Below are 25,060 nucleotides of genomic sequence, written 5' to 3'. Positions count from 1 at the left end.
AGCAAACTCCCCTTTATGAAAAATTTTATAGACAAAGAATATCACCCGGTAATAGAAGATTTCATCTCCGATTACGTTGATGAAAATATGGGCTCGGTTGAGAGAGAGACTTTCGAAGAAGTGCTGGTTCACGATGATGATCTCCGTGAGCTGGCATTTTCTGCGAAAGAAGGAAAAAGGCTGATGGCCCAGTTTCGGGAAATCAAAGCTAAAAAAGATTTTACCGAGCGATTATTAAAACAGATTCGCAATTAAAAGCTCAGGGATATACTTACTCCCGGGGCTTTTTCTTTTGGGAAATAAGTTGGAGCAATAGTGAATGAAGGCCTGTCATTCTCACCATTATATTCACGTACATTTTCAACAGATTTGTAGAAGTCGTGTCCCCAGCTATAAATAACAAGTCCGGCACCGCTTATCATCAATGCTTTGGGCCAAAAGCTAATATTATGGCTATCTCTTGAAGAATGAGGTTCAAATATAGAATTGAAAAATTCTAAATAAGTTCCTAAAGCTATCAAGCCAAGACCACCCGCTCGGGTGCTAATACCTTTGATGACAGACTCTGTGTTCTCGGCATACATATTTCCAGCCGACGGTCCTATAAGTATCCCTCCTGAAATTAAGAGGAATCCAACATCATATGCTTCTGCTTTCATTAGGAGGGAACCCGTTAGAATACCGGCAGCAGGCACGGCAAGAGTTAGCGCTTTGGCTGTTTTTTCACTTTTTGGTTTGAAATCTATTTGTTCTGGTTTAGTAAGGGGATTGTATTGTGCAATTGCTAAACAAGGCAACATAATCACCAAAAAAAATAGGGTGGTAACTCTCTTCATATTAACAGCTTGATTGTTACTGTTTACCCTAAAAATAATAAATCTGAATTTAGAATCTACTCAACAAAAAAGATGAGTAATGAAAGTCTCCCTAAAATGGCTTTTCTTTGAGGCAATCATTCATTTAATCACTAGCATTGGCTTCAGGATCAAAAAAAGTTATTTACGCTGCCTTAATTGGTAACGGACTTATTTCCATTACAAAATTCATAGCCGCTTTTTTAACCGGAAGCTCGGCGATGATGTCAGAAGGTATTCATTCGGTTGTAGATACCGGGAACCAAATACTGCTTTTAATGGGGTTGAAGAAAGCAGAGAAACCTGCAGATAAACAGTTTCCTTTTGGTCATGGCAAAGAGGTTTACTTCTGGAGCTTTGTCGTGGCTATCATCATCTTTGGGGTGGGGGCGGGGATTTCTATTTATGAAGGTATTCACAGCTTATCTGATCCAAACGAGATTACAAACCCAAATATTAACTACATCGTGTTGGTTCTGGCTATGATTTTCGAAGCTTTTGCCTGGTATTTTGCCTGGAAAGAGTTTAAAAAATCCAAAGGGGACAGAAGCTATTATGAGGCGGTTCGAAAAGAAAAAGACCCTACCACTTTTGTGGTTTTATTTGAGGATTCAGCAGCCATGCTTGGTTTAGTAGTTGCTTTTATTGGAGTGTTTTTAACACAGGTGACCGGGATTCTTATTTTTGATGGCATTGCTTCTATTGTTATTGGAATTATTTTGGGAGGTACCGCAATTTGGCTGGCTCACGAAACCAAAGGCTTACTGATTGGGGAAAGTGCGGACGAAAAAATTATCCAGGGTATTCAGGAATTAGGAGAAAGCATGGATTCCATTCAAAGCATAAAAGAAGTGCTTACGCTTCATATGGGCCCTCAGTATATATTAGTAACCATTAGTGCAGACTTCAGCTCAACCTTGAACTCAGACGAAATTGAAACTGATACCGCAACGCTTTCAAGCCAAATCAAAAGTGTATATCCGAGAGTGAAGAGGGTTTTTATCGAAGCTGAGGCGAAATAGCTAAAGACCTATCAATACAACTGTTTCATAAATAATGAATCGATTATGTTTGTTTCATAAATACTGAAGCAATTTGATTTGTGTTACTTTAGCTGAAACGAGTAAAAATCACACCAAAACAATAAAGAAAAGCACAATTTGCACGCACATAGCGTAGAAGGAGTAGTTATAGTATTTGTACTTACTTTCAGCTATGGCGGATATTTCATAAATCTGATACAAGAGATCGTCTTCGAGCTCCTGATCTGAAGTCTCTTTGAAACTCTTTGCATATTCATTCCTATCTCCCTTGAAAAGGATATCCTTGTGATAAATGAGTGTTGGCGAATTCTTTGATTTAGTAACCCTTGGTTTTATGGTTAAAGAAGCAAAGGTTAGAAAAGCCATGAAAGAGATGATAAAAAGGATTTTAAATACGTCCAGATTATCCAGGATCGCGGAGTCACGAAGTATAAAGGTCGCGGAGATACTACTTACTAAAAACAGATACCTGATTTTATAATCAGCAAGCTTGATTAGCTCTTGGGTATGGGAGAAAATATGCCAGCTATACGCCAGTCGGTCAATTTTGCTTTCGGATTCCATAAACACAGGTTGGTTAGTACTGAAGTAATATATCTAATTTCTCTACAAGTTTAGACTGAGCCATAAATCCCTCTTCTAATCCTTTATCATGAGGAATGGGGGTGTCTAAGGAAGCGCACCGCATGACGGGCCCGTCCAGCCATTCAAAACATTCCTCATTAATAAAAGCTGAAATCTCACTGAGTGGACCTAAAGTAATAGAAGGTTCCTGTAGCAATAACACCTTTCCGGTTTTCTGAACAGTATTTTTTACAGCCTCTTTATCAAAAGGGAGAAGTGTACGGAGGTCTAAGATTTCTATAGAGATTCCTTTTTGCTCATACTCATCTACTATTTCCACCGCCCACTGTACGCCAAGGCCGTAAGTTATGATCGAGATATCCTGACCTTCATTTCTGACTTTGGCTTTTCCTAAAGGCTCATAGGTTGCTTTATCGGGAATCGTCGCCCGGAGGCTTCTGTAGAGTTTTTTGTGTTCAAAAAAGAGTACCGGATTTGGATCGTGCAAGGAACTGTAGAGTAGATTTTGGGCATCTTCAACGGTTCCCGGAACCACCACTTTCAGTCCGGGTATTTGCATAAACCAGCCTTCCACAGATTGTGAATGATAGGGGCCGGCTCCAACTCCGCCACCATGGGGAGACCGGATGGTGATATTAAGAGGTGGAGACCAACGGTAATGTGTCTTGGCAATATTATTAACGATTTGGTTAAAACCGCAGGAAATGAAATCGGCAAACTGCATTTCAACGACAGGCTTAAATCCTTCCAGAGCCAAACCCATCGCTGCACCGAGCACTCCAGATTCAATAATAGGAGTATTACGAATTCGTTCTTTCCCAAACTGCTCCAGAAATCCTTCGGTAATTTTAAAAACTCCACCGTATTCAGCGATATCCTGACCCATTATCAAGAAAGAATCATCCTCCTCAAAAGCTTGCTTTAAAGTGGATTGAATAACATCTACGAACCTTTTTTCAGAGAAACTTCCATTTGAATGGTTAGGTAAATTAGGTTCTTGTTGTGAATAAACCTCTTTTAGCTCTTTCGCTTCATCAAAAACAGGGTCGGCAGCTTTAATGGCTTTATCCAGATCTTTTCGAAAGGATTGATCAATTTCTTTGGTCATTTTCTTGATTGCTTCCTCATCGGCATAACCTTCATCCTTAAGAAATACTTCAAACCGTAATAAAGGATCTTTCTCTGCCCAGTTTTCAAAAAGTACATCAGGAACATAATGGGTTCCGGAAGCTTCTTCATGGCCACGCATACGAAAAGTTTTAGCTTCAATAAGTACAGGTTCCCCTTTGAGAGCGAGTTTTCTTGCTTTCTCAATAGTTTCCATCACTTCAAAAATATCGTTGCCATCAATATGAAACCCATGCATTCCATAGCCTTTAGCTCTATCGGATAGCTTTTCGCACTTGAACTGCTCACTAGTAGGAGTTGAGAGTCCATAGCCGTTATTCTCAATGACAAATACGACTGGTAATTCCCAGACAGCTGCAAGGTTTAACGCTTCGTGAAAATCACCTTCACTAGTAGCTCCATCCCCACAGAAAGAGAAGGCCACGGAATCTTCACCTTTTAGTTTCTTGGCGAGGGCGAGACCGTCGGCAACGGGCATCATAGCGGCGAGGTGGGAAACCATACCTACGATTTTATGTTCCATCACCCCAAAATGAAAAGACCGATCGCGACCACCGGTAAACCCCTCTGCTTTTCCAAAAAGCTGACAGAAAAGAGGGTAGAGAGGCACTTTCCGAGTTGTAAATACACCTAAGTTGCGGTGCATTGGTAAAATATAATCTTCGGGTTTAGCTGATAATGTAACTCCAACACCTACAGCTTCTTGGCCAATTCCTGAGAACCATTTACTAATTTTATTCTGGCGCAATAACTTAAGCATTCGCTCTTCGATACGGCGAGGGAGCAATAGATTTCTATAAATATGAAGTGCTTTTTTCTTAGAAATTTTTTTTGAAGTAGATATCATAGTTTTTATAAAAATCTGTATCTTTTAATGCTTTAAAGAAAAGAAGTATTAAGGCTTTCCCAAAGCCAAGTATACGTTTTCGCTCTTTATTTCAAAAGCACAACTCACTGTACTTTTAACTTTAGACCTTTATGAAGATTGGAAGCACTTGGCCGACAAATTTTAGTAGAATTTTACGATTGCGAAAGCTCAAAAATAAATGATGTAGAATACATCGAAGAATCCATGCTAAGCGGAACTAAAGCCGCGAATGCAACCATTATATCTCACAACTTTCACAAGTTCAGCCCTTATGGTGTAAGTGGGATGGTAGTAATTGCCGAATCTCACGTTGCCATTCACACCTGGCCGGAGTACAATTATGCTGCGGTTGATATTTTTACTTGTGGTGATACAATTGATCCCTGGGTGATTCAGGAATATTTAAAAGAGGCTTTCAATTCTCAGAATGTGAGCAGCATGGAAATGAAACGCGGTTTATTTAGAGTGCCTAAGGGTGAAAAACTGCTTTTCAAACCAACTGTAAACGTACAAGACTACTGACTGACTCATGGATATATCTCAAAAAACTAACGGTTTGAACCTCCAAATGGTGAAAACCCCAAATTTATACTGTCTTGTTTCCGGAGCTGCTGAAGGAAATACACGACTCAATGCTTTTGACAATGCTTTACTTGAAGCAGGTGTAGGCGATACCAACCTCATGCGAATGAGCAGTATCTGTCCTCCTGGAGCACAAGAAGTATCAAGAGACGAAATCACTTTGCCAAAAGGAGGATTGATTCCGCTGGCTTATGCGACTATCGATTCCCAAACACCACAGATGTGGATTGCTTCGGCTATTGCTATTGGTATCCCTGAAGACCCTTCTGAGCCGGGTGTAATCATGGAATTTGAAGACCATACCCGCTTAGAGTATGTAGAAAATATCGTTGAGCAGATGGTTGTAGATGCCTTTGAATACCGTAACCGAAAGCTCAAAGAGATCAAGAAAGTCGGTGTTGAACACCAGGTAGAAAAATGTGGCTCCACTTTCGCCGCTGCCGTTCTTTGGTATAAGTAGATTTGAGATTATAGACATTAGACATAAGATTTTAACTCTTAGTCTTATTTAACTCCTCTATTTTAATACCAGTCATCTTTTATCTAAAATCTATCATCCTATGTCTATTCAATACAACGAATTTTATCACGAGAATACCGGCTTAACGGTAGGACTTAAGAAACTCCTTTTTTCTGAACAAACGGACTACCAGCTGGTGGAAGTATATGAGACCGACACTTGGGGTAACTTAATGACTATCGACGGAATGGTCATGCTGTCGGAAAAAGATGAGTTTGTGTATCATGAGATGTTGGCCCACCCCGTGATGTTTGCACATCCGAATCCAGAAAAGGTGCTTATTATTGGTGGTGGTGACGGAGGAACAGCTCGGGAAGTGCTGAAGCATTCTTCGGTAAAGCATGTAGATATGGTTGAAATTGACGAAGCGGTTGTTCGAGCATCCAAAGAATTTCTACCTGAAGTAGGAGCTTGGGATGATGAGCGACTACATGTTTTGTTTGAAGATGGCATTGCCTTTGTAAAAGCAGCCAAGGCGGAATATGATGTCGTTATTATTGATGGGTCTGATCCTGTTGGTCCGGCTGAAGGATTATTTGAAAAGGATTTCTTTCAATTCTGTTTTGATGCTTTGAAAGAAGACGGTGTGCTTTCTGCACAGACTGAATCACCATGGGTTCAGGAATACCATAAGAGTATCAAAAAGGTATTTGATGCTTTAAGTGATGTATTTACTGAATCCGATATGTATCTGGGCTACATACCCTTATATCCCGCCGGAATGTGGTCATTTGCCTATGCTTCTAAAGGAATTAAAGTTCAGTCCGAGGAAGTTTTAACAAGAGTAGAAGAGGGCTTGTCTGACTTTGGGGATGACTTGAAATACTACAACAAAGCCACTCATAATGGTTCTTTTGCTTTGCCTAATTTTGTGGCTGATATTATTGATTAATCTGTAGAACTCGTTGCGAAGGTCCTCCTTCGCAATGCATTCAGGAAGCTCTAGCTTCCTGTTCTCTAAATATAATACCGAGTCTGTTCAGGGGAGGGTTCAGTCATTTCGCGGCGAATGCCCGAAATCTGGATCTTTGTAAGGCTAAAGCTTTCTATCTAAAGGCTAGATCAAGATTCCCGCCTCCGGGGGAATTACTTAAGCACTGCGAGATCATTAATCCAATACTAAAATTAGTGTGCAAATCTCGCGTTCTATTCTCTGCACAAGTTTTAAAAAGAGTGTAGATTTAGCATATGTTATTAAAATTCGGCTTTTCGATTTTATTGATGCTGTTGCCGCTTTTGATGGCTGCTCAAAATCAGTCCGCGGCTTTTCGGTTGATTGAAGGTGGGGAGGAAATCTCGGCTCCGGATAGCTTGGCAACTCAATTATATAAGAACCCTGCTCAGATTGAACAAAGGCTTCTGAAGTGGCTTTCTTCGGAGGGATATCTTGCGGCTGAAGTGATGTCGATATCGGATTCTACTGCTCAGATTTCAAGAGGCTGCCCATTTGTGCTTTCGAAGATGGCGGTGACGTACACCGGACAGCTTGATTCCTCCATGGTCATTCAACCCGATATTCGATTTACAGATCAGACTTTGAGAGGAGAGATTAATCAGCTAATGATTCAGCTGGAAGATTTTGGGTTTCCGTTTGCTAAGGCGGAGATTAGGGAACTTGCTCCGGATGCTGAAAGATGTTCTGTCACCATAGATTTGGAAGTGAAAACCGGAAAAAAGATTTCCGAATCTGATATTTATTTTTCGGGAGCCAAGGCGAATGACCAAAGCTATTTGCGAAAGATGGCTCGATTTAGATCATCCGAAACAGTTACTCCGGGTTATCTTCGTTTTCTGCGGGCAAATCTGAACGCAAGCGGATTATTTAATTCAGTGGAACCGGGGCGGGTTTTTCTACGCAACGGCGAGCCGGTTATTATTTTTGAGGTGCAGGAGCGTTCGCTTAATCAGTTCGATGGATTGCTCGGTTATGTGCCTGATGCCACCGGAAACGGCCAAATTGTGGGCGATGTGGAGCTTTCACTATGGAATGTGCTGACGCAGGGTAACGGCTTCGATTTTCGTTACCAGCGATTGCGGCCGGAAACGAGTCAGCTGAATCTGGGCGCCTCACAGGACTGGATCGGAGATATCCCGATTGGTATTTCTGCCGGATTCCAACTCTACCAAAATGATACAACCTATCAATCCAGAGATTTTGATCTGGATGGATATTATCTACTGAATACGGGATTGAAGCTGATTGGGGGCGTGGGTTTCCAAAGTACAACCTCCGGGAATAACCTCCCGATGGTGATTGAACCAGATGGACAAAAACGCACGGCCCGACTTGGTTTCGAATACACGAACCTCGATCGCTACGATGCTCCAACTTCCGGAAGCTCCGTACGACTCATGCTCGGTATTGCCAATAAAGACTTAGCGGACGATTCCAGCACCACCTTCACACAAAACATCCTGGAATTCACCGCTAGAAATTACATTCCCATTTTTGAGAAAAGCGTGATTGCTACTTCGATGCACGGCTTTTTGTTGGAATCCGATAAGGTAACCACCAATGACTTAATTCGGTTTGGAGGAGCTAATTCCTTCCGTGGATACGCCGAACAACAGTTCCGGGCCGGAACCATGCTTTGGGGAGATGTGGAGTATCGCTTCTTACTCAACCGACAGTCATATTTATTCGGTTTCGGAGCAGTGGGAGGCTTTGAAAGACCCAAGCTACTAACCGAGCCCAATAACGACTTCCGAATAACAAACAAATACCTATTCTCCACCGGATTCGGCCTTAGCTACCAAACCCAAATCGGTCGATTGAAATTTACTTATGCGATTTCTCCTGAAGAATCTGTTGGAAATGGGAAAGTACATTTTGGGATAAGGACGGAGTTGTGAGTTTCACAGCTTGTCATCCTGAGTGCGTAGTAAAATGCAAAGGCTGATGTTGTTGAACACGAAGGATCTCAACGTTTAAGACATTTCGCTAATTTGAAACTTGAGACCCTTCGCGTAAAACACCCCAAACCTAATCAACCCGCTACGTGCTCAGGGTGACAATTGAGTATGGCAGTGGAAGTCTGGTTCTTCATACTATTCAGCAACATTCGCCCAATCCACGTCATCGGTGTTCTATCACACAATTCTTAACAAGGCGTTATAACAAGTTGCTCTGTGCGGTTACAACCGTTATATTCGATACGAATTTATTGAATGCTTATAAAGAAAGACCGAGGGATGGGCCCGTTGACGTCTTGGCAACCACTTCTGAAAAGGGGCAGGTGCCAAATCCCACTAAACACATAAAACGTTATGTGCTTAGAATGATAAGCGAGCTAATCACTCACGCTCTTTCTGCATAAGCTAATCCAACATTGAAAGAGTGACTATACACCAAGCATTACAAGAACGCATTCTGATTCTAGACGGAGCCATGGGAACCATGATTCAGCGTCATACCCTGGAGGAAGAAGATTTCAGAGGCGAACAGTTTAAAGACCATAAAGACGATCTGAAGGGAAATAACGATCTCCTGAGCCTGACTCGTCCCGATCTCATTCAATCCATCCACGAAGAATACCTGGCTGCCGGAGCCGATATCGTGGAAACCAATACCTTTAGCGGTACTAGCATTGCTCAGGCCGATTACAAGCTTGAGCATATTGTGTATGAGCTAAACCGGAAGTCCGCTGAGATTGCCAAGAAAGCCACGAAGAAATTCACCGAACAAAATCCGGATCGACCACGATTTGTTGCCGGATCGATGGGCCCAACCAATAGGACAGCGTCCATTTCCCCAGAAGTTACCGATCCTGCCTACCGAGCCGTTACTTTTGATGAACTCGCTGAGGCTTACAAAGAACAAGCGAAAGGTCTGATGGATGGCGGTGCAGACTTACTCCTCATAGAAACGATTTTCGATACATTGAATGCTAAAGCGGCACTCTTTGCCATTCAGGAACTGTTTGATGAAAGGGGAGAGAAGTTGCCTATCATGGTTTCGGGAACGATTACGGATGCTTCTGGACGAACGCTATCAGGTCAAATCGTAGAAGCCTTTTTGATTTCAGTTTCACATGCACCCATTCTCAGTGTTGGCTTTAATTGTGCATTGGGAGCAAAGCAGTTACAGCCGTATTTACAGAATCTGGCTGATAAGTCGGACTTCTTTGTCAGCGCCTATCCCAACGCCGGATTGCCGAACGAGTTTGGAGAATATGATCAAGACCCAGAATTGATGGGGCAGGAAGTGGAGAGGTATCTGGAAGAAAACTTGGTGAATATCCTTGGCGGTTGTTGTGGGACTACTCCCGCACATATTTCAAAAATGGCCGAATTGGCCCAGAATTATGAACCACGTAAAAAAGCAGTAGCGGTAGCCTAACTATGCATTCATTGAAAGAAAAGATTCAAAACTTACAGTACTACTTCGAACCCCATCTGACGACTGAACCTATGCTTGGTGAGATGAATGAAGGACAAGAGTCGTCCGATGGATTTATAAGCGAGGGCCCGTGGATAGAATTCGTCGGACGGACTTTTAGCCGTCAGACGATGAGATGGAATCTAAATTTTTGTTGTATATAAATGAAATCACTTCCCCTCACACTAAGCGGACTTGAGCCGCTCATCATTACAAAGGATTCAAATTTTGTCAACGTTGGAGAACGCACAAACGTAACGGGTTCAAAGCGTTTCCTTAATTACATCAAGAATAAGGAATATGATAATGCACTGAAAGTAGCGCTGGATCAGGTTGAGGGCGGAGCTCAGATTCTGGATGTCAATATGGACGAAGGGATGTTGGATAGCGCCGAGGAAATGACGCACTTCCTGAACCTCATCGCCTCCGATCCTGATATCGCTAAAATTCCCATTATGGTTGATTCTTCAAAGTGGGAAGTCATTCTGGCCGGATTAAAATGCATGCAAGGGAAAGGCGTTGTGAATTCCATCAGCCTAAAGGATGGCGAAGAAGAATTTCTGCGGCGAGCTAAAATCATACGTCGTTTTGGAGCAGCTGTCATTTGTATGGCTTTTGATGAAGATGGTCAGGCCGACACCTTGCCCCGGCGAAAAGAGATTTGTGGTAGGGCGTATAAGATTCTCACCGAAGAAGCCGGGTTTGATCCCTCAGATATCATTTTAGATCCCAACATCTTTCCGGTTGCAACAGGAATGGATGAGCATAAGAAAAATGCTCTGGACTTCTTTAATGCCGCCAAATGGATTAGGGAGAATTTACCCGGAGCACATATCATCGGTGGAGTAAGTAACGTCTCTTTCTCCTTTAGGGGAAATAATCGTGTTCGGGAGGCTATTCACTCTGCTTTTCTATATCACGGAATTCAGCACGGCATGGATATGGGGATTGTGAATCCGACGCAGTTAGAAGTGTATGATGATATCCCTGAGGACCTGCTGTTGAGAGTAGAAGATGTGCTCTTTGATCGCAGGGATGATGCTACCGAGCGGCTACTGGAAATAGCGGAAGAGTTTAAAGGCGAATCTTCGTCCGTCAAGCAGAAGAAAGATGATGAGTGGCGTAAGAAGCCAGTGGAAGAACGGCTTAGTCATGCGCTGGTAAAAGGAATTAATGAGTTTGCGGAAGAAGATGCGGAAGAAGCTCGGGTAAAATATGGAAGTCCGCTCGAGGTGATTGAAGGTCCGCTGATGGACGGAATGAATGTGGTTGGTGATCTCTTTGGGGCAGGAAAGATGTTTTTGCCTCAGGTCGTGAAAAGCGCCCGGGTGATGAAGCAGGCTGTGGCTTATCTCACTCCATATCTTGAAGAAGAAAAAGCTCGAAATAAAGACACCAGCGAACAGCCCAAGATTTTGCTTGCCACCGTAAAGGGTGATGTACATGATATTGGGAAAAACATCGTCAGCGTGGTACTGGCCTGTAATAATTATAATGTGGTTGATTTAGGAGTGATGGTTCCTGCGGACAAAATCCTTGATAAAGCCGAAGAGCATAATGTGGATGCTATTGGGTTGAGTGGATTGATCACGCCGTCTCTGGATGAAATGATTCATGTAGCACGCGAAATGAAGAAGAGAAAGATGGATCTGCCGCTCTTGATTGGGGGAGCAACTACATCACGTCTTCACACAGCTGTTAAAATTGATCCCGAGTATGATGGCTCCATTATTCATGTGCTGGATGCCTCACGAGCAGTTTCTATTGCAGGGGATGTGATCAGTAAGCAGCGCAGGGAAGGCGTGAGGCTTGAAGTGAAGAAAGAGTATGAGGGACTTCGGGAGCAGCATGAAAACCGACAGAACCGAAAGCAGCTGTTGAGCTATGAAGATGCGCAACAGAATAAAACGGATATCGACTGGTCAGGATATGAACCACCTAAGCCGACCTTCCTCGGAGAAAAAATATTTGATGATTACCCGATCTCAGAGCTTAGAAATTACATTGATTGGTCGCCCTTTTTCCGGACCTGGATGCTCACGGGGAAATACCCGGATATTCTGGATGATGAGGAAGTAGGAGAGCAGGCACAGTCTCTTTTTGATGATGCTCAGGAACTTCTGGATCGTATTGTAGAGGAGGATTTATTGAAAGAAAAGGCAGTTGTAGGTTTTTATCCTGCAGTCGCTTACGGTAATGATATAAAAGTATTCGAAGATGAGAATCGATCCAAAGAGAAAACTGAATTTCACTTTTTACGACAGCAAACGAAGAAGCGAAAAGGGCAGCCGAATTCCTGCCTTTCAGATTATATTGCTCCAAAGGAAACCGGAATTACGGACTACATTGGATTTTTTGCGGTAACTGCCGGATTGGGAATTGAGCCTATCATCGACGAATACAAAAAGGCGAATGATGACTACAATGTGATCTTGGTAAAAGCAGTAGCTGATCGACTTGCTGAAGCATTTGCCGAACGGATGCACGAGCGTGTTCGAAAAGAATTTTGGGGCTATTCGGATGAGGAGAATTTCAGCAATGAAGAATTAATCGCGGAGTCTTATTCAGGAATTCGACCTGCACCGGGATATCCGGCCTGTCCCGATCATACCGAAAAACGCATTTTATTTGATCTGTTAGATGTAGAGAAAAACGCTGAAATCGAGCTTACCGAGTCATTTGCAATGTATCCGGCGTCATCGGTCAGTGGAATATATTTTTCTCATCCTGAGTCTCGGTATTTCCGTGTTGGTAATATTGGGGAAGATCAGGTCGCCGACTACACCCAACGAAAATTATTAACGAAAGAGGAAGTGGAAAGATGGCTTTCTCCTAATTTAGACTATGATCCAAGGAAGTAAGTAATGAAAGTAACTGAGCATATTGAAAAAGCGAATGGCGATACGCTGTTCTCATTTGAAGTTTTACCGCCGCTGAAAGGGCAAAATATTCGGTCTCTGTTTGATCACATGGATCCGCTGATGGAGTTCAATCCGCCTTTTGTAGACGTTACCTACCACCGAGAGGAGTTTGTATACAAGAAACGCGACAACGGCCTTCTGGAGCGGAAAACGGTACGTAAGCGACCAGGCACCGTAGGTATTTGTGCCGCCATTCAGAATCACTACAAAGTGGATGCGGTTCCTCATATCATCTGTGGTGGCTTTTCAAGAGAGGATACTGAAAATGCCCTGATTGACCTCAACTTCCTTGGCATTGATAATGTGCTGTTGATTCAGGGCGACACTCGAAAGCCCGAGCGTGAATTCAAGCCCGAGCCTGATGGACATGCCTATGCTTCGGACCTGATTGAACAGGTCGTGGACTTGAATAATGGGATTTATATCGATGAAGACCTCGAAAACGCCAAACCCTCAGATTTTTGCATCGGTGTAGCGGGCTATCCCGAAAAGCATTATGCTGCTCCCAATATGCAAACCGACATGAAGTATCTGAAGCTGAAGCAGGACAAAGGTGGGCATTACATCGTTACACAGATGTTTTTTGATAATCAGTGCTACTTAGATTTTGTGAAGCAGTGCCGTGAAGCTGGTATAACACTTCCCATTATTCCGGGTTTAAAACCCATCACATCTCAAAAACAGCTCACGATTTTGCCACAGCTTTTCCATGTGGATTTGCCGATGGAGTTATCAAAAGCGGTAGAGGAGTGTAATTCGAAAGAAGAAGTGGTTCAGGTGGGGATTGAATGGACTATTCAGCAATCCAAAGAGCTGATGGAATTTGGGGTTCCCAGTCTGCACTATTACTCGATGGGGAAATCAGCTTCGGTGTATGAGGTGGCTAAGGAGTTATTTTGATCGCAGATTGCCAGATGGCACTGATTTCACAGATTACGTTCTTGCTGGTTCAGTTAGTTTTTTCTATTCTTATTGGAGAGGCTTTTAGGAGAGAATATTGATTATAGCTTTGATGGATTCAAGTAAACAAGCATGGGTTTTAACCCTGCGATATTTATTGAAGGATCATGTAGACAAATCAATGAGCTTCAATTTCCTGATCTAAGCACTTTTCTATAAAGCGATGGATGTTTCCCATCTGTTTGTGTCCCAGCTTTTGTCCGAAGTAAGCAACCAGATACAGGCTCAAAAATAGGAATACTAAAACAGGGACAAACCAAAGGATGCCTGCCGAATTTCCCAGACTCCAAAGTGATAAGCCTACCATCAGAATAATCATAGTTGCAAATCCGATAGCGGAGTAGAAGAATACAAACATGGTCCATACCGACGGTTTCGGGCCATATAAACCTCTAATTAGGTTTCCATCCTCATTTTCTTCAACGGTGATGGTGAGTTGGGGTGACCAAAAATGCTGATCTTCTAAAGGAGGATAAATGGTAGCATAACCTCGGGTGGTTTTCCCTTCACAGCTTGCGTCTTCAGATTTTAATAAGCTTCTAATTCGCTGATTAATATCATCGGTGCTTAATGATGTTGGTACCTTAATACGAGGCCGGATTCTCCGAAAATGAAGTTGGTCATCCATGGAATTTTATCGAAATAATTCTCAGGTTATCAGTGGATTCATTACAAAGAATAGCCTTTACGATATTCCCGGCCCAACATAGCATTTGCAGCTTCATCGTCTTTAAATTGCTCAGTTTCGGGATTCCAATTCAATGGTCTTCGAAGTTCATAAGCGATATTCGCTATATTACAGATGGATGCCGTCCGGTGGCCAATTTCAATGTCAGCTATTGGTTTCGTTCTGTTTTTGATTGCATCAAACCAGTCCTGGTAATGATTATCACTAAGGAAAAGTTTGGTTTCGTCAGCACCAAGCTTGTGGTCGACCAAGCTCATATTTGAAGGCTCCAGAAACTCCCGGCTAATATCTAAGGATCCTTCTGATCCAATAAATCGCACAGCATTTCCTCGGCCAAAGTCTTCATGAGTAACTTCAATGCCATTTTCATAGATAAATTTTAGTCCACGTTGTGCATTCTCTTCTGAAGGCGGAATGAACTCAACCGGGCCGCTGTCGTCCATACCTAAAGCCCACTGTACGATGTCAAACATATGAGCCCCCCAGTCGGTGACACCACCGCCGCCAAATTCTTTAAAACTTCTCCATCGGGGATAATTATCCCATGGATAGGGAGGGGCCACTTCATTATTGTAGACTACAAAAGGGGAAGGCCCAATCCATTCATCCCAATTAAGGCTTTCAGGAACAGCTTGTTTTGGAAGGTCATAAGCTCGGGGAGGTCCGCCTACATTTACTTTAACTTCTTTGATTTCTCCTAAATATCCATTTCGAACCAATTCGGATGCTTTTGCGAAAATATCCCAAGACCGCTGCATGCTTCCTGTTTGTGCAACCCGGTCGTTTCTTCTTGTGGCTTCCACCATAGCCCGGCCTTCCTCAACAGTTAGTGACAAGGGTTTTTCACAATACAAGTCTTTTCCAGCATTGAGAGCTGCAATGGCAGGAATGGCGTGCCAATGATCAGGTGTACAAACGATGACGGCGTCAAGATCGTCATGGGCAATAAGTTCTTTATAGTCTTTATACGCTGTGCACCCGGTATAATCCGTTTGCTCTCCGGCGTCTGCATATTTCCTCTCAACCCATTCTTTAAATTTGGTTCGCTTTATAGAGTCAACATCACAGCAAGCTACAAACTGAGCTTCCGGTAAACTAAAAAACGGATTGGCTAAAATGGTGCTTTGTTTTCCGGTACCAATAAAGCCAATGGTGATTTTATCACTTGGAGCAGTGTAGCCGGTTCCACCCAGAACAAATCTTGGAACAATACTAAAGGAAGCAAAACCCAATGCCGATTTTTTAAGAAAATCCTTTCGTGAAAGGTTTGCTGATTTAGCAGATTTCTTGTTTTCCTTCTTTTGCCCCATGATGACTCCATTTGTTTTTGATAACCAAAGAAAGTGAGAAAATCTGAGGGGTTTTCAAAAAGTGAATAAGACTAATTAAATCCACTCCTGATCTTCAATAGCTACAGTTCCATCGGTTTGGATTGAACCGGTATGGGTTGTGGATTTGGGCTCCACGAGCATCACCCAGCATTCTTCTTTTGCAATGGGGAAATGCTCAACACCAGCTGGAACAATATGCATTTCACCTTCTTTCAATAGGATATCTTTATTATCCCTGAATTTAAGTATCAGTTCACCCTTAACGATGTAGAAAAGTTCGTCTTCGTTTTCATGGCTGTGCCAAACAAATTCACCTTTTAGCTTAGCGAGCTTTACATACTGATCATTAAGTTCTCCAACTATTTTCGGAGTCCAGTACTCATCAAAAAGATTGAATTTTTCTTTTATGTTGACCGGTATAATCACTTCAAAATTTGCTTAAGGGTGGTATTGAAGTTTTTCTCAATAACTGGTTTAAATTCTGTTCCGGTAAGCATCTCGAATAATTCTGAATATCGCTGAAAAACTTCCATGCGAAATTCGTCCGGGAGGTCAGGAAGGGTTTGTCCGTCTAAGCCTTGGAAATCGTTTTCCATCAACCATTCACGCAGAAACTCTTTGGAAAGCTGTTTTTGTCCTTCACCCTTGGCTTGCCGTTCTTCATATCCTTCTAAATAAAAATAGCGGGAAGAATCGGTGGTGTGTACTTCATCAATAAGGGTCAGTTCACCCTTGAAGACTCCAAACTCATATTTGGTATCAACAAGAATCAGTCCTTGTTCGGCAGCGACTTGTGTTCCTCGTTCAAAGAGTTTGAATGCTACCTCTTTAATTTCATTCCAAAGATCAGGTGATACGATTTTCCGGGATAATATTTCCTCTTCAGAAATATCCTCGTCATGACCTTCCATCGCTTTTGTGGCAGGAGTGAGGATGGGTTTGGGAAATTTATCGTGTTCTTTTAAACCATCGGGAAGTTTTACTCCGCATAGTTCTCTTTTTCCAGATTTATACACCCGCCAGGCGTGTCCAGTCAAATAGCCACGTATGACTACCTCAATTGGAACAGGATCACATTTTTTGGCAATAGTTACGTTGGGATGTGGAATATCAATGATATGAGTAGCAACAATGTCTTTCACCTTATCGAAAGAAAATGCAGCCAGCTGATTTAAAATCTGTCCTTTAAAAGGAATAGCTTGCTTCATGATGTAATCAAAGGCTGAAATGCGATCAGTTACAACAATGCCAAGTGTATCGTTATCCAGATCATAAACTTCACGGACCTTTCCTTTGTAGGGATCGGGGAGACCAGGGACGTTGGTATCAGTAATACAGTTATCTAGTGCTTCTCGGGTGGAAAAATCAGAATTCAACTTACTTAGCCTTTTTATTTTCTGTAGAACCTCGTTTTACCAATACTGGATTTATAGTCGTTTGATAAAGTTCGTCATCCGGTTTGGTGATAATTTCTGCGAGTCGTTTTGTAGCCTGTACACCAATAGTGTACATCTTTTGGTCGATGGTAGTAAGTTCGAGATACTTACTCAGTTTGATGTTGTCATATCCCATGATGGCAATATCATCAGGCACCTTCAACCCCAATTTTGAGAGTGCATAGATAGCACCAACGGCTTGGGTATCATTAGAGCAAAAAATAGCGTCAGGGAATTTTCCTTGTTTGTCGAATTTGTAGATCGCTTCGAAGCCTGACTCTTCTGTAAAACCACCATGTTTGGTAGAGTCACCACTCATGAAAAGAGACTTGTCGACCTTCATTTTGTAGTTTTTTAAAGCATCTGTATATCCTTTCAGTCTTTGCTGAGAAGCCCTTGAGTCAATTACACTGGTAATCATCCCTAAATTCTCAAAGCCTTGCTTCACCAAGTGCTCACCGGCTAAATAGCCGCCTTGGTAATCATTCAGCATAAAATAATTGTAGGAGGGATGTTGAGCATTTACTAGCACAGCCGGAGTTTGGGTAGCCTGAATAAGTTTATGCACCTTATCACTCACATCAATAGAAAGCAGGATAACCGCATCGGCAGTGCCGCGGTCAAAAAAGTTTTGGACGGCTTCCTCGGGTTGTTTTGATCCGGTATTATACATGATAATATCAAGATCCATTTTCTTGATTTCATCTTTAACACCTTTCAGAACTTCATTAAAATATGGAGTTGTGAAAGAGGGAACAGCAATGGCAAGCATTTGAGGCTCTTTACTTGCAAGCTTTCGGGCGCTAACCTGTGGCCGGAAATTAAGTTCATCAATAGCCTTTTCGACCTTCTCTTTTGTTGCTTTAGAAACATTTTCCGATCCGTTCAGTACGCGTGAAACAGTTGAGATAGCCACTTCTGCTCGTTTGGCAACCTCATAAATCGTTACTTTCTTATTCATTACGCCTCAATTATTTAGCATTCCTTGATAATAGTGTTAAAAATATAACACTATTAGATTAACTCAATATAATCAAATTCAAGTTTTTAGTATAAACATCTTCTTTTCAAAATGTTATAGGAGAAAACTGATTATTCTCAAAAGTTCTTGGGAACTTTTTTAAAAAAAATAAGGCTATAGCAATGAGAAATACATTTATATATGCTTACAAATATACTCCGATTTCCATATTACGTTTTTCGCCCTTTATACGAGCGGACTTCTTTTCATCGATCTGTGATTGATGATCTGAATGACGACGACTTGAAGGGAGCTTATTCTCATTGCCGAGGTATTACCCGAAAGCATGCTAAGACTTTCTATATGGCTACTCGATTTCTCCCTAACGAAAAACAACGTGGAATTTTCGCCATATATGGATTGTGCCGTTATCTCGACGATTTAGTTGATGAAGCTGAAGACCTTATTATAGAACAAAAAATTACGGTCGATCAGGTTGAAGAGAAACTTGAGATGTTTAAGCAGCGTCTCATAGATGTATATGAAGGCAGAATTGTTGACGATCCCATTCTTACAGCTTTTTCCGATACCCTGAAACAGTACAAAATTTCTATGGAGCTTCCTTTCCTGCTAATGGAAGGAGTGAAGATGGACTTGGTTAAAAGCAGATTCGAAAACTTCGACGAGATTTATGACTATTCGTATAAAGTTGCTTCAGTGGTTGGGTTAATGACTAGCGAGGTTTTTGGCTACACGAATAATAACGCTCTTCAATACGCCGTGGATTTAGGAATTGCCATGCAGCTCACTAATATTTTAAGAGATGTAGGAGAAGATTTACGCCGTGGCAGAATATATCTTCCTCAAGAAGATCTTAAAAGGTTTGACGTTTCAGAGGAAGAGCTATTCAACTACACCTTAGACGATAAGTTTTCTGAGTTGATGAAATTTCAAATTAATCGTACTCGGGAATACTACGAGAAAGCAGATAAAGGGATTTGCTTGCTATCGAGTGATAGTCGTTTACCTGTGTACCTTGCAAGACACAATTACAGCAGAATTCTTGATAAAATTGAAGAGAACAATTACAACGTTTTCGATCATAGGGCATACCTGAATTACACTGAAAAACTTTCGATTCTGCCCCGTGCTTACCTAGATATGAAAACAGACAGTTAAAATCTGGTTTTTGCTTGGAGAATCTTGCTTTAAAGTCCTATCATTGACTATAACTAAAAAAGGATTTTATGGGAGATATTAAGAAAGTATTAGTAGCCAATCGTGGTGAAATCGCACTTCGGGTTATTCACACCTGCAAAGAGTTAGGAATTAAAACAGTAGCCGTTTATTCTCGGCCTGACGCACATTCACCCCACGTACTTCATGCTGATGAATCTGTATTTATTGGGGAAGCTGCTTCGTCAGAAAGTTATCTGGTCATCGATAAAATTGTTGATGCCGTTAAGCAAACGGGTGCCGATGCGGTACATCCCGGATACGGATTTCTGAGTGAGAACGCGTCTTTTGCCGAGCGGTGCAAGAAAGAGAATATCATTTTTATAGGTCCGGAACCCAAAGCTATTACGCTGATGGGCGATAAGACCGAGGCCCGAAAGCTAATGGCTAAGGCGGAAATTCCAACTCCTCCAGGCATTAAGAATGAGCTCAAAGATATTGAAGAAGCTCGAAGGGTTGCTGATGATATCGGCTATCCGATTTTGGTAAAAGCCGCCGCCGGTGGTGGTGGAAAAGGGATGCGCATCGTCCACAAAAAAGAAGAGTTTGAGGCGAGCATCAAAGCGGCGAAATCGGAAGCCAGAAATGCTTTTGGCGATGACCGAATCTATATAGAGAAATATTTGGAAGAACCTCGGCATGTGGAATTTCAAATCATGGCTGATACTCACGGGAATGTGCTACATGTGTACGATCGGGAATGCTCGGTACAACGCCGGCATCAAAAAGTAATTGAAGAAGCGCCTTGCGCACTCCTGACCGATGAATTACGAGCTGAAATGGCAAAAGCTGCGATCAAAGCCGCTGAAGCTTGTGATTATGTAGGAGCCGGAACCATTGAGTTCCTTGTCGACAAACACATGAACTTCTATTTCCTGGAGATGAATACCCGACTTCAGGTTGAACACCCCGTTACAGAAATGATTACGGGCGTGGACTTGGTTGCTCTGCAGATTTTAGTAGCAGAAGGAAAAGAGCTTCCGTTCAAACAAGAAGATTTGAAAATAAATGGGCATGCGATCGAATGTCGTATTTATGCTGAAGATCCTGCTGATAATTTTCTGCCAAGTACAGGATTGCTTAAAAAGCACAGGGTGCCAACTGGTTCCGGAATTAGAGTGGATGCCGGAGTGGAGGAAGGACAGCAGATTACGATCAATTATGATCCTATGATCTCAAAGCTGAGTGTTCATGGACCGACTCGGGAAATTGCACGCAAACGCATGCTTCGTGCGCTAGACGAATATGAAATTGCCGGTTGTAGAACCACCATTCCTTTTTGTGAATTTACACTTAATCACCCGGCCTTTATTGAAGCGAAATACGATACTCATTTCGTCCCGGATCACTTCACCCCTGAAAAAATGCAGCCCAACTTACCAATAGAAGATGTGGTTTTAGCTGCCTCTGTACTAAAAAATGCGAATGACGGTGAAACGTCAGAGCCGGTACTGGCCGGAGAGGGTACGGAAAGAAGTCAGTGGTGGAAAAACCGCAGAGGGTAAATCATATTGGAATCAGGTTCTAAAAAAAAAGAATTATTCTCTCAGCTTGAAAAGTTAGCCACGGAAGGCCGAAATCCTAATACCCGAGAAATTGATCTTGCCTCTGCCGGAGAAATTGCACGGCTTATAAATCTTGAGGATCAAAAAGTAGCACTTCAGGTAGAAAAAAAGCTGGATGTTATCGCTGATGTGATAGATTTAGTTTCGGATGCCTTTCAGGTCGGTGGTCGTCTGCTTTATTTTGGAGCGGGTACCAGTGGTAGGTTAGGGGTTTTGGATGCAGCTGAATGTCCGCCAACATTTGGAACACCCCCAGAACAGGTGGAGGGTTTTATTGCCGGTGGTAAAGAAGCGATGTTTGTTGCTCAGGAAGGAGCGGAAGATTCAGAAGAAACAGGAAGAGCAGCTATTGAAGAAGCGATGGTTGCTACTCCGGATGTAGTTTGTGGTTTAGCAGCTAGCGGTCGCACACCATATGTACATGGAGCGCTCAAAGAAGCCAGAATAAGAGGATGCAAAACCATTCTTGTAACCACCGTTCCTGCTAAGCAGATTGAACTAGATGTTGATTACCTGATTGATGTACCGGTAGGTGCAGAGGTGGTTATGGGAAGTACTCGCATGAAAAGCGGAACGGCTCAAAAAATGGTATTAAATATGATTACAACAGGGGCTATGATTCGGCAGGGTAAAATCTACGAAAATGTTATGGTTGATTTAATGCTTACCAATGAGAAACTGGTTGAACGAGCCAAACGAATTTTGATGATTTTTTCAGATATTGATTATGACCGTGCTGAAGAATTACTAAATAAAGCAGGCGGACATGTTAAAACAGCGTTGGTGATGGCTCTTGGAGATGTAACAAAATCCGATGCTTCCAGGTTACTTAAAAAGCATAATGGCTTTGTTCGTAAAGCACTTTTAAGTTTTGATAAATAATGATGAGACGACTTTTCAGTATTTTTGTATTCGGCTATTTTTCAGTGCTGTTCCTTATTTTCTTTGTAATAATATCATTGGTTTTTATAGTGACTTTTCCATTCGATAGATACCGAAAGGCGCCCAATTTCACCTTATCTATAATGGCAAGGTTTATGATGAAGGCTAGTCCTTGGTGGAAAATGACGTTCATGAACGTAGATAAATACGATCCATCAGAACCAACTATTTTTGTGTGCAATCATCAGAGCTTTTTGGATATGGCTTTTATATATCATCTGCCCTGGAAAATGAAATGGGTTTCCAAGAAGAGTCTCACCTACATTCCGGTGATGGGCTGGCTGGTTTGGCTTACCGGACATTTAACCATAGATCGATCAAGCAAAACAGCTCTCAAAAAACTGGACAATTTAGTTGAACCCCTAAAAGATTTGGTTCCTGTTATGATCTTCCCGGAAGGAACTCGCACAATGGATGGGCAACTCAAACCGTTTAAGAACGGGCCATTCCTTCTTTCCCTTGAATACGGGTTTAAGTTACAGCCAATGGTAATTGATGGGAGTTTTGAAGCAATGCCATCCGGTTCTTCAAACCTAAACCCTAAAGCAGATTTCAAACTAAAAGTATTAGACGCTATTGACCCCGCAGATTTTGACGATATGATGTCGCTAAAAAATCATACCCGGGAAGTAATGCAGGAACAACTAAAAGAATTAAAGCATACTTGATCGACAGAATCCGTGATATTTACTACGGCGAGCTTGAGCATGAACATCGCTTCATGATGTCATTGATATGCGCACAATTAATTATTCTCATCATTATAAAAAGCTGGCCAGCTACGGAGATACCAACCTCTAAAGTACTTGACAGCTTCGCCGAAGAAGTGACTTATGTCGAGAATGCCATTATCACTAAACAAACATCAGCTCCCGCAGCGCCTCCACGTCCTCGCGTTCCGGTTCCGGTTCCTAACGATCAGGTTATTGAAGAAGAAATCGAGTTTCCTGAATTTGATGATTTAATCTCGAAGTTTGATGCGGAAGGGGAAGAGGGTTTTTCAGAAGCGGAGGGAGAAGGGGAGTTTGTTGGAAGTCCTGAACGCCCGCCGGGTTTAGTCCGTATTGTTGAACCCACTGTTCCTGAAGCTGCCAAAAGAGCGGATATAAAGGTTAGGGTGCTTGTTACGTTTTTGGTGGGCACAAAAGGGGAGGTCGAAGATTTTTATATTTCTGAAATCAGGCTTTATAATGAAGATGGTTCTTTCGAAAAAGTAAATGAAGTTGGTTATGGTATTATGGACGCCGTACTTCAGGCCGCAGCAAAGTGGAAATTTATTGCTGCAACCGACAATGGGAGACCCGTTAAAACCTATGTTGAAAATAGTTTTAATATTGGCTTCTAAATTCTTTGATATAGGATATAATTAACTCTATCTTAGGCGCCCTTCGACGGGCTATCATCTATTAAAAAACGGAGAGGTGCCAGAGCGGTCGAACGGGCTCGCCTGGAAAGCGAGTGTGCCCCTTACGGGGTACCGAGGGTTCGAATCCCTCCCTCTCCGCCATTTTTTTGCTTTTCTTAGTTTCACTCCATTCCGTACTCCCAAAAAATCAGTATATTTTTTTATGCAAAAAATTGATACTTCCAATATTGAAAATTGGCCTGGAAAGGTGATTCTTGGGGTTGTTGAAATAGAGGAGGGCTATTCCATTAAAATTTTATCTGCTAGAGAAAAAGAGGAATACGCCGGATTCTCTAACGACAAAAGAAAGGCTGAATACTTGTCTGCCAGACATCTCTTCCATTCGCTTGCTGAAAGTTTGAATGATGAAGGCTTAGAAAAACGAGTAGAACTGCATAAAGAAGATTCAGGCAAACCTTTTGCCAAGTTTGGTGAGGAAATCATTTACACAAGTTTTTCTCATTCACCTTCAAAAGTTTTTTGTGCGATTTCTGATACATTTGATATCGGGCTGGATGTTGAACTCTCAAACCGGGAAGTCAATGATGCAGTCGTGAATAGAATCTTAAATGATGAGGAACACCATTTGGCCGAGGAAGAGGAACCCATCCGGCTTTGGACTATCAAAGAAGCAGCGGTGAAATGCCTTGGGACAGGTCTTCGGACAAACCTTGATGACCTCACAATTCAAAAAAATGAAAAAAACCGCTTTTCTGTAAGATTTAACAATGATAAAATGTTTGAAATTTGTAGTTTCAGACAAACAGATCATCAGATAGCATTAGCTTATCAAAGCAAAAATAGTTGATCAATATTACAAGAGCTCGGAAATGCCGTTTCTTAACGCAAGTTGGAAAGGTATCTCCGGGCTTTTTTAATTTAATGAATATCAGATTAGCACTATGGATGTACCAAGCCTGACACAGAAAGAAATTCAAGGGCACATAAAAAATGCGAAGCATTTAAGTACAAATTCGGAATATGTCCGAATGCTCTTTGTCCCCAATATTATTGATGCAGATAATTTCGGTGAGCTTTGCACGACCTATAAAACCGTCGTAGATCAAAAGTTCGATACCGTTGTTGTAATTGAGTCTTATACAGGTCATTTACAGAAGAAATTAGCGATGCCATCAAACGATGTTTTTGAAACACGTTTTGGAGAAGTGCCTGTAAATGATTTTTTGAGGAATGAATTTTGTGATGAAGAGGATGACTTCTTTATTGCGGATGAGGGCTATAGCAAAGACATGAGTCTCTACACACAGCTGCCTGTACTTCAGTCCTGTTTTAATGATTTTGATGTGGTAAGCCTTCAAATTGGGGACTATGACCCTGCTATCATCCGTGAACTTGCTTTCACTTTAGATGAACTGCTGTTAAACAAAAACGCACTTATTGTGTACTGTTGTGATGTGCCTGCGGGAAGCCCCGAAGAACTCGAAAAGCTGCGATCATTAGTTGTAAACAATAATGAATCCGGTTTGATGCATTATCTCAATAGCAATGAGAAAACCGTAAATGGAGCCCGTGCTTTCATGAGTGGTATTCTGGTTGCCCGGTCCTGGGGATATGATGTTGAGTTTCTGGATCATATTGAGTCTGCTTCCAATATTTGTGGGTATGCAAAACGTACCGAAACTCAAATGGTCTGATA

25 protein-coding genes, 1 tRNA gene and 1 riboswitch are annotated in these 25,060 nt (G+C 42.0%); of the genes, 18 read left to right on the top strand and 8 right to left on the bottom strand.

The window, feature by feature from the left end; translation table 11 throughout:
- The first annotated feature begins 15 nt into the window (after positions 1-15).
- Positions 16-255, top strand: coding sequence for a hypothetical protein (locus CL667_02300; protein ID MAL16516.1), 240 nt, complete (start codon positions 16-18; stop codon positions 253-255).
- On the opposite strand, the gene CL667_02295 is transcribed toward CL667_02300, so the two are convergent.
- On the bottom strand, positions 252-836 hold the full coding sequence (locus tag CL667_02295; protein MAL16515.1) for a hypothetical protein: 585 nt from the start codon (positions 834-836) through the stop codon (positions 252-254). The genes CL667_02300 and CL667_02295 overlap by 4 nt on opposite strands.
- 137 nt (positions 837-973) lie before the next feature.
- Here CL667_02295 and CL667_02290 point away from each other — a divergent pair, with 137 nt between their 5' ends.
- A complete protein-coding gene (locus CL667_02290; protein MAL16514.1) occupies positions 974-1,876 on the top strand; it encodes a cation transporter in 903 nt (300 codons plus the stop codon).
- A 108-nt stretch (positions 1,877-1,984) separates the two neighbouring features.
- Here CL667_02290 and CL667_02285 read toward each other — a convergent pair whose 3' ends face one another.
- Together CL667_02285 and CL667_02280 are read right to left on the bottom strand one after the other, a co-directional pair.
- Positions 1,985-2,461 carry a hypothetical protein gene (locus tag CL667_02285; protein MAL16513.1) on the bottom strand — a complete coding sequence of 159 codons (477 nt, stop codon included), beginning with the start codon at positions 2,459-2,461 and terminating at the stop codon, positions 1,985-1,987.
- Between the two features lie 13 nt (positions 2,462-2,474).
- Complete coding sequence (locus CL667_02280) at positions 2,475-4,457, bottom strand: dehydrogenase (protein ID MAL16512.1); 1,983 nt, start codon at positions 4,455-4,457, stop codon at positions 2,475-2,477.
- 138 nt (positions 4,458-4,595) lie between these two features.
- Here CL667_02280 and CL667_02275 point away from each other — a divergent pair, with 138 nt between their 5' ends.
- The 8 genes from CL667_02275 (at position 4,596) to CL667_02240 (ending at position 13,779) form a co-directional block, all read left to right on the top strand.
- Complete coding sequence (locus CL667_02275; GenBank protein ID MAL16511.1) at positions 4,596-5,000, top strand: S-adenosylmethionine decarboxylase proenzyme; 405 nt, start codon at positions 4,596-4,598, stop codon at positions 4,998-5,000.
- Between the two features lie 46 nt (positions 5,001-5,046).
- The gene (locus tag CL667_02270) at positions 5,047-5,520 is read left to right on the top strand and encodes an arginine decarboxylase, pyruvoyl-dependent (protein ID MAL16510.1); all 474 of its coding nucleotides are present in this window, start codon (positions 5,047-5,049) and stop codon (positions 5,518-5,520) included.
- 100 nt (positions 5,521-5,620) lie between these two features.
- Positions 5,621-6,472 carry a spermidine synthase gene (locus CL667_02265; protein MAL16509.1) on the top strand — a complete coding sequence of 284 codons (852 nt, stop codon included), beginning with the start codon at positions 5,621-5,623 and terminating at the stop codon, positions 6,470-6,472.
- Between the two features lie 296 nt (positions 6,473-6,768).
- The gene (locus CL667_02260) at positions 6,769-8,433 is read left to right on the top strand and encodes a hypothetical protein (protein ID MAL16508.1); all 1,665 of its coding nucleotides are present in this window, start codon (positions 6,769-6,771) and stop codon (positions 8,431-8,433) included.
- Positions 8,434-8,749: 316 nt separating this feature from the next.
- A riboswitch (SAM riboswitch) is annotated at positions 8,750-8,868 on the top strand.
- A 40-nt stretch (positions 8,869-8,908) separates the two neighbouring features.
- Positions 8,909-9,919 (top strand): 5-methyltetrahydrofolate--homocysteine methyltransferase, encoded by a 1,011-nt coding sequence (locus CL667_02255; GenBank protein MAL16507.1) that lies wholly within the window; start codon positions 8,909-8,911, stop codon positions 9,917-9,919.
- Positions 9,920-9,921: 2 nt separating this feature from the next.
- Positions 9,922-10,122 (top strand): hypothetical protein, encoded by a 201-nt coding sequence (locus CL667_02250; GenBank protein ID MAL16506.1) that lies wholly within the window; start codon positions 9,922-9,924, stop codon positions 10,120-10,122.
- Complete coding sequence (locus CL667_02245) at positions 10,123-12,819, top strand: methionine synthase (protein ID MAL16505.1); 2,697 nt, start codon at positions 10,123-10,125, stop codon at positions 12,817-12,819.
- 3 nt (positions 12,820-12,822) lie between these two features.
- Positions 12,823-13,779 carry a methylenetetrahydrofolate reductase [NAD(P)H] gene (locus CL667_02240; GenBank protein ID MAL16504.1) on the top strand — a complete coding sequence of 319 codons (957 nt, stop codon included), beginning with the start codon at positions 12,823-12,825 and terminating at the stop codon, positions 13,777-13,779.
- A 178-nt stretch (positions 13,780-13,957) separates the two neighbouring features.
- Here the strand turns inward: CL667_02240 and CL667_02235 are convergent, their stop codons facing one another.
- The 5 genes from CL667_02235 to CL667_02215 all read right to left on the bottom strand — a co-directional run bounded on the left by CL667_02235 (position 13,958) and on the right by CL667_02215 (position 18,255).
- On the bottom strand, positions 13,958-14,467 hold the full coding sequence (locus tag CL667_02235; protein ID MAL16503.1) for a hypothetical protein: 510 nt from the start codon (positions 14,465-14,467) through the stop codon (positions 13,958-13,960).
- Between the two features lie 41 nt (positions 14,468-14,508).
- Entirely contained in the window at positions 14,509-15,837 is a 1,329-nt protein-coding gene (locus tag CL667_02230) for an oxidoreductase (GenBank protein MAL16502.1), read from the bottom strand.
- A gap of 75 nt (positions 15,838-15,912) precedes the next feature.
- A complete protein-coding gene (locus CL667_02225) occupies positions 15,913-16,281 on the bottom strand; it encodes a mannose-6-phosphate isomerase (GenBank protein ID MAL16501.1) in 369 nt (122 codons plus the stop codon).
- On the bottom strand, positions 16,281-17,234 hold the full coding sequence (locus CL667_02220; GenBank protein ID MAL16500.1) for a phosphoribosylaminoimidazolesuccinocarboxamide synthase: 954 nt from the start codon (positions 17,232-17,234) through the stop codon (positions 16,281-16,283). Before CL667_02220 ends, CL667_02225 begins: the two co-directional genes overlap by 1 nt.
- A gap of 1 nt (position 17,235) precedes the next feature.
- Positions 17,236-18,255, bottom strand: a complete 1,020-nt coding sequence (locus CL667_02215; protein ID MAL16499.1) for a LacI family transcriptional regulator — start codon at positions 18,253-18,255, stop codon at positions 17,236-17,238.
- A 201-nt stretch (positions 18,256-18,456) separates the two neighbouring features.
- Here CL667_02215 and CL667_02210 point away from each other — a divergent pair, with 201 nt between their 5' ends.
- The 8 genes from CL667_02210 (at position 18,457) to amrB (ending at position 25,058) form a co-directional block, all read left to right on the top strand.
- Positions 18,457-19,434, top strand: a complete 978-nt coding sequence (locus tag CL667_02210; GenBank protein MAL16498.1) for a squalene synthase — start codon at positions 18,457-18,459, stop codon at positions 19,432-19,434.
- Positions 19,435-19,502: 68 nt separating this feature from the next.
- Positions 19,503-20,996: an acetyl-CoA carboxylase biotin carboxylase subunit gene (accC, locus tag CL667_02205; protein ID MAL16497.1), complete on the top strand. Its 1,494-nt coding sequence runs from the start codon at positions 19,503-19,505 to the stop codon at positions 20,994-20,996.
- Positions 20,997-21,002: 6 nt separating this feature from the next.
- Positions 21,003-21,938, top strand: a complete 936-nt coding sequence (murQ, locus tag CL667_02200; GenBank protein MAL16496.1) for an N-acetylmuramic acid 6-phosphate etherase — start codon at positions 21,003-21,005, stop codon at positions 21,936-21,938.
- Positions 21,938-22,666 (top strand): 1-acyl-sn-glycerol-3-phosphate acyltransferase, encoded by a 729-nt coding sequence (locus CL667_02195; GenBank protein MAL16495.1) that lies wholly within the window; start codon positions 21,938-21,940, stop codon positions 22,664-22,666. The genes murQ and CL667_02195 overlap by 1 nt, the downstream gene beginning before the upstream one ends.
- Positions 22,663-23,343 carry a hypothetical protein gene (locus CL667_02190; protein ID MAL16494.1) on the top strand — a complete coding sequence of 227 codons (681 nt, stop codon included), beginning with the start codon at positions 22,663-22,665 and terminating at the stop codon, positions 23,341-23,343. The genes CL667_02195 and CL667_02190 overlap by 4 nt, the downstream gene beginning before the upstream one ends.
- Before the next feature lie 70 nt (positions 23,344-23,413).
- A tRNA-Ser gene (locus tag CL667_02185) sits at positions 23,414-23,505 on the top strand.
- A 61-nt stretch (positions 23,506-23,566) separates the two neighbouring features.
- On the top strand, positions 23,567-24,211 hold the full coding sequence (locus CL667_02180; protein ID MAL16493.1) for a hypothetical protein: 645 nt from the start codon (positions 23,567-23,569) through the stop codon (positions 24,209-24,211).
- 94 nt (positions 24,212-24,305) lie between these two features.
- Positions 24,306-25,058 (top strand): AmmeMemoRadiSam system protein B, encoded by a 753-nt coding sequence (gene amrB / locus CL667_02175; GenBank protein MAL16492.1) that lies wholly within the window; start codon positions 24,306-24,308, stop codon positions 25,056-25,058.
- Positions 25,059-25,060 lie beyond the last annotated feature (2 nt).

It is taken from the genome of Balneola sp. (assembly GCA_002694685.1).
Taxonomy (GTDB): Bacteria; Bacteroidota; Rhodothermia; order Balneolales; family Balneolaceae; genus Gracilimonas.
The sequence above is the reverse complement of the archived record's forward strand: the minus strand, read 5'-3'. Positions and strand labels throughout refer to the sequence as shown.

Excerpts from the sequence above, each read along its gene's own strand:
- accC (MAL16497.1), top strand. The coding sequence starts at position 19,503 with ATGGGAGATATTAAGAAAGTATTAGTAGCCAATCGTGGTGAAATCGCA.
- CL667_02300 (MAL16516.1), top strand. The coding sequence starts at position 16 with ATGAAAAATTTTATAGACAAAGAATATCACCCGGTAATAGAAGATTTC.
- CL667_02245 (MAL16505.1), top strand. The coding sequence starts at position 10,123 with ATGAAATCACTTCCCCTCACACTAAGCGGACTTGAGCCGCTCATCATT.
- CL667_02210 (MAL16498.1), top strand. The coding sequence starts at position 18,457 with ATGCTTACAAATATACTCCGATTTCCATATTACGTTTTTCGCCCTTTA.
- CL667_02285 (MAL16513.1), bottom strand. The coding sequence starts at position 2,461 with ATGGAATCCGAAAGCAAAATTGACCGACTGGCGTATAGCTGGCATATT.
- CL667_02215 (MAL16499.1), bottom strand. The coding sequence starts at position 18,255 with ATGAATAAGAAAGTAACGATTTATGAGGTTGCCAAACGAGCAGAAGTG.
- CL667_02265 (MAL16509.1), top strand. The coding sequence starts at position 5,621 with ATGTCTATTCAATACAACGAATTTTATCACGAGAATACCGGCTTAACG.
- CL667_02280 (MAL16512.1), bottom strand. The coding sequence starts at position 4,457 with ATGATATCTACTTCAAAAAAAATTTCTAAGAAAAAAGCACTTCATATT.
- CL667_02195 (MAL16495.1), top strand. The coding sequence starts at position 21,938 with ATGATGAGACGACTTTTCAGTATTTTTGTATTCGGCTATTTTTCAGTG.
- CL667_02250 (MAL16506.1), top strand. The coding sequence starts at position 9,922 with ATGCATTCATTGAAAGAAAAGATTCAAAACTTACAGTACTACTTCGAA.
- CL667_02180 (MAL16493.1), top strand. The coding sequence starts at position 23,567 with ATGCAAAAAATTGATACTTCCAATATTGAAAATTGGCCTGGAAAGGTG.
- CL667_02295 (MAL16515.1), bottom strand. The coding sequence starts at position 836 with ATGAAGAGAGTTACCACCCTATTTTTTTTGGTGATTATGTTGCCTTGT.
- CL667_02230 (MAL16502.1), bottom strand. The coding sequence starts at position 15,837 with ATGGGGCAAAAGAAGGAAAACAAGAAATCTGCTAAATCAGCAAACCTT.
- CL667_02235 (MAL16503.1), bottom strand. The coding sequence starts at position 14,467 with ATGGATGACCAACTTCATTTTCGGAGAATCCGGCCTCGTATTAAGGTA.
- amrB (MAL16492.1), top strand. The coding sequence starts at position 24,306 with ATGGATGTACCAAGCCTGACACAGAAAGAAATTCAAGGGCACATAAAA.
- CL667_02270 (MAL16510.1), top strand. The coding sequence starts at position 5,047 with ATGGTGAAAACCCCAAATTTATACTGTCTTGTTTCCGGAGCTGCTGAA.
- CL667_02260 (MAL16508.1), top strand. The coding sequence starts at position 6,769 with ATGTTATTAAAATTCGGCTTTTCGATTTTATTGATGCTGTTGCCGCTT.
- CL667_02240 (MAL16504.1), top strand. The coding sequence starts at position 12,823 with ATGAAAGTAACTGAGCATATTGAAAAAGCGAATGGCGATACGCTGTTC.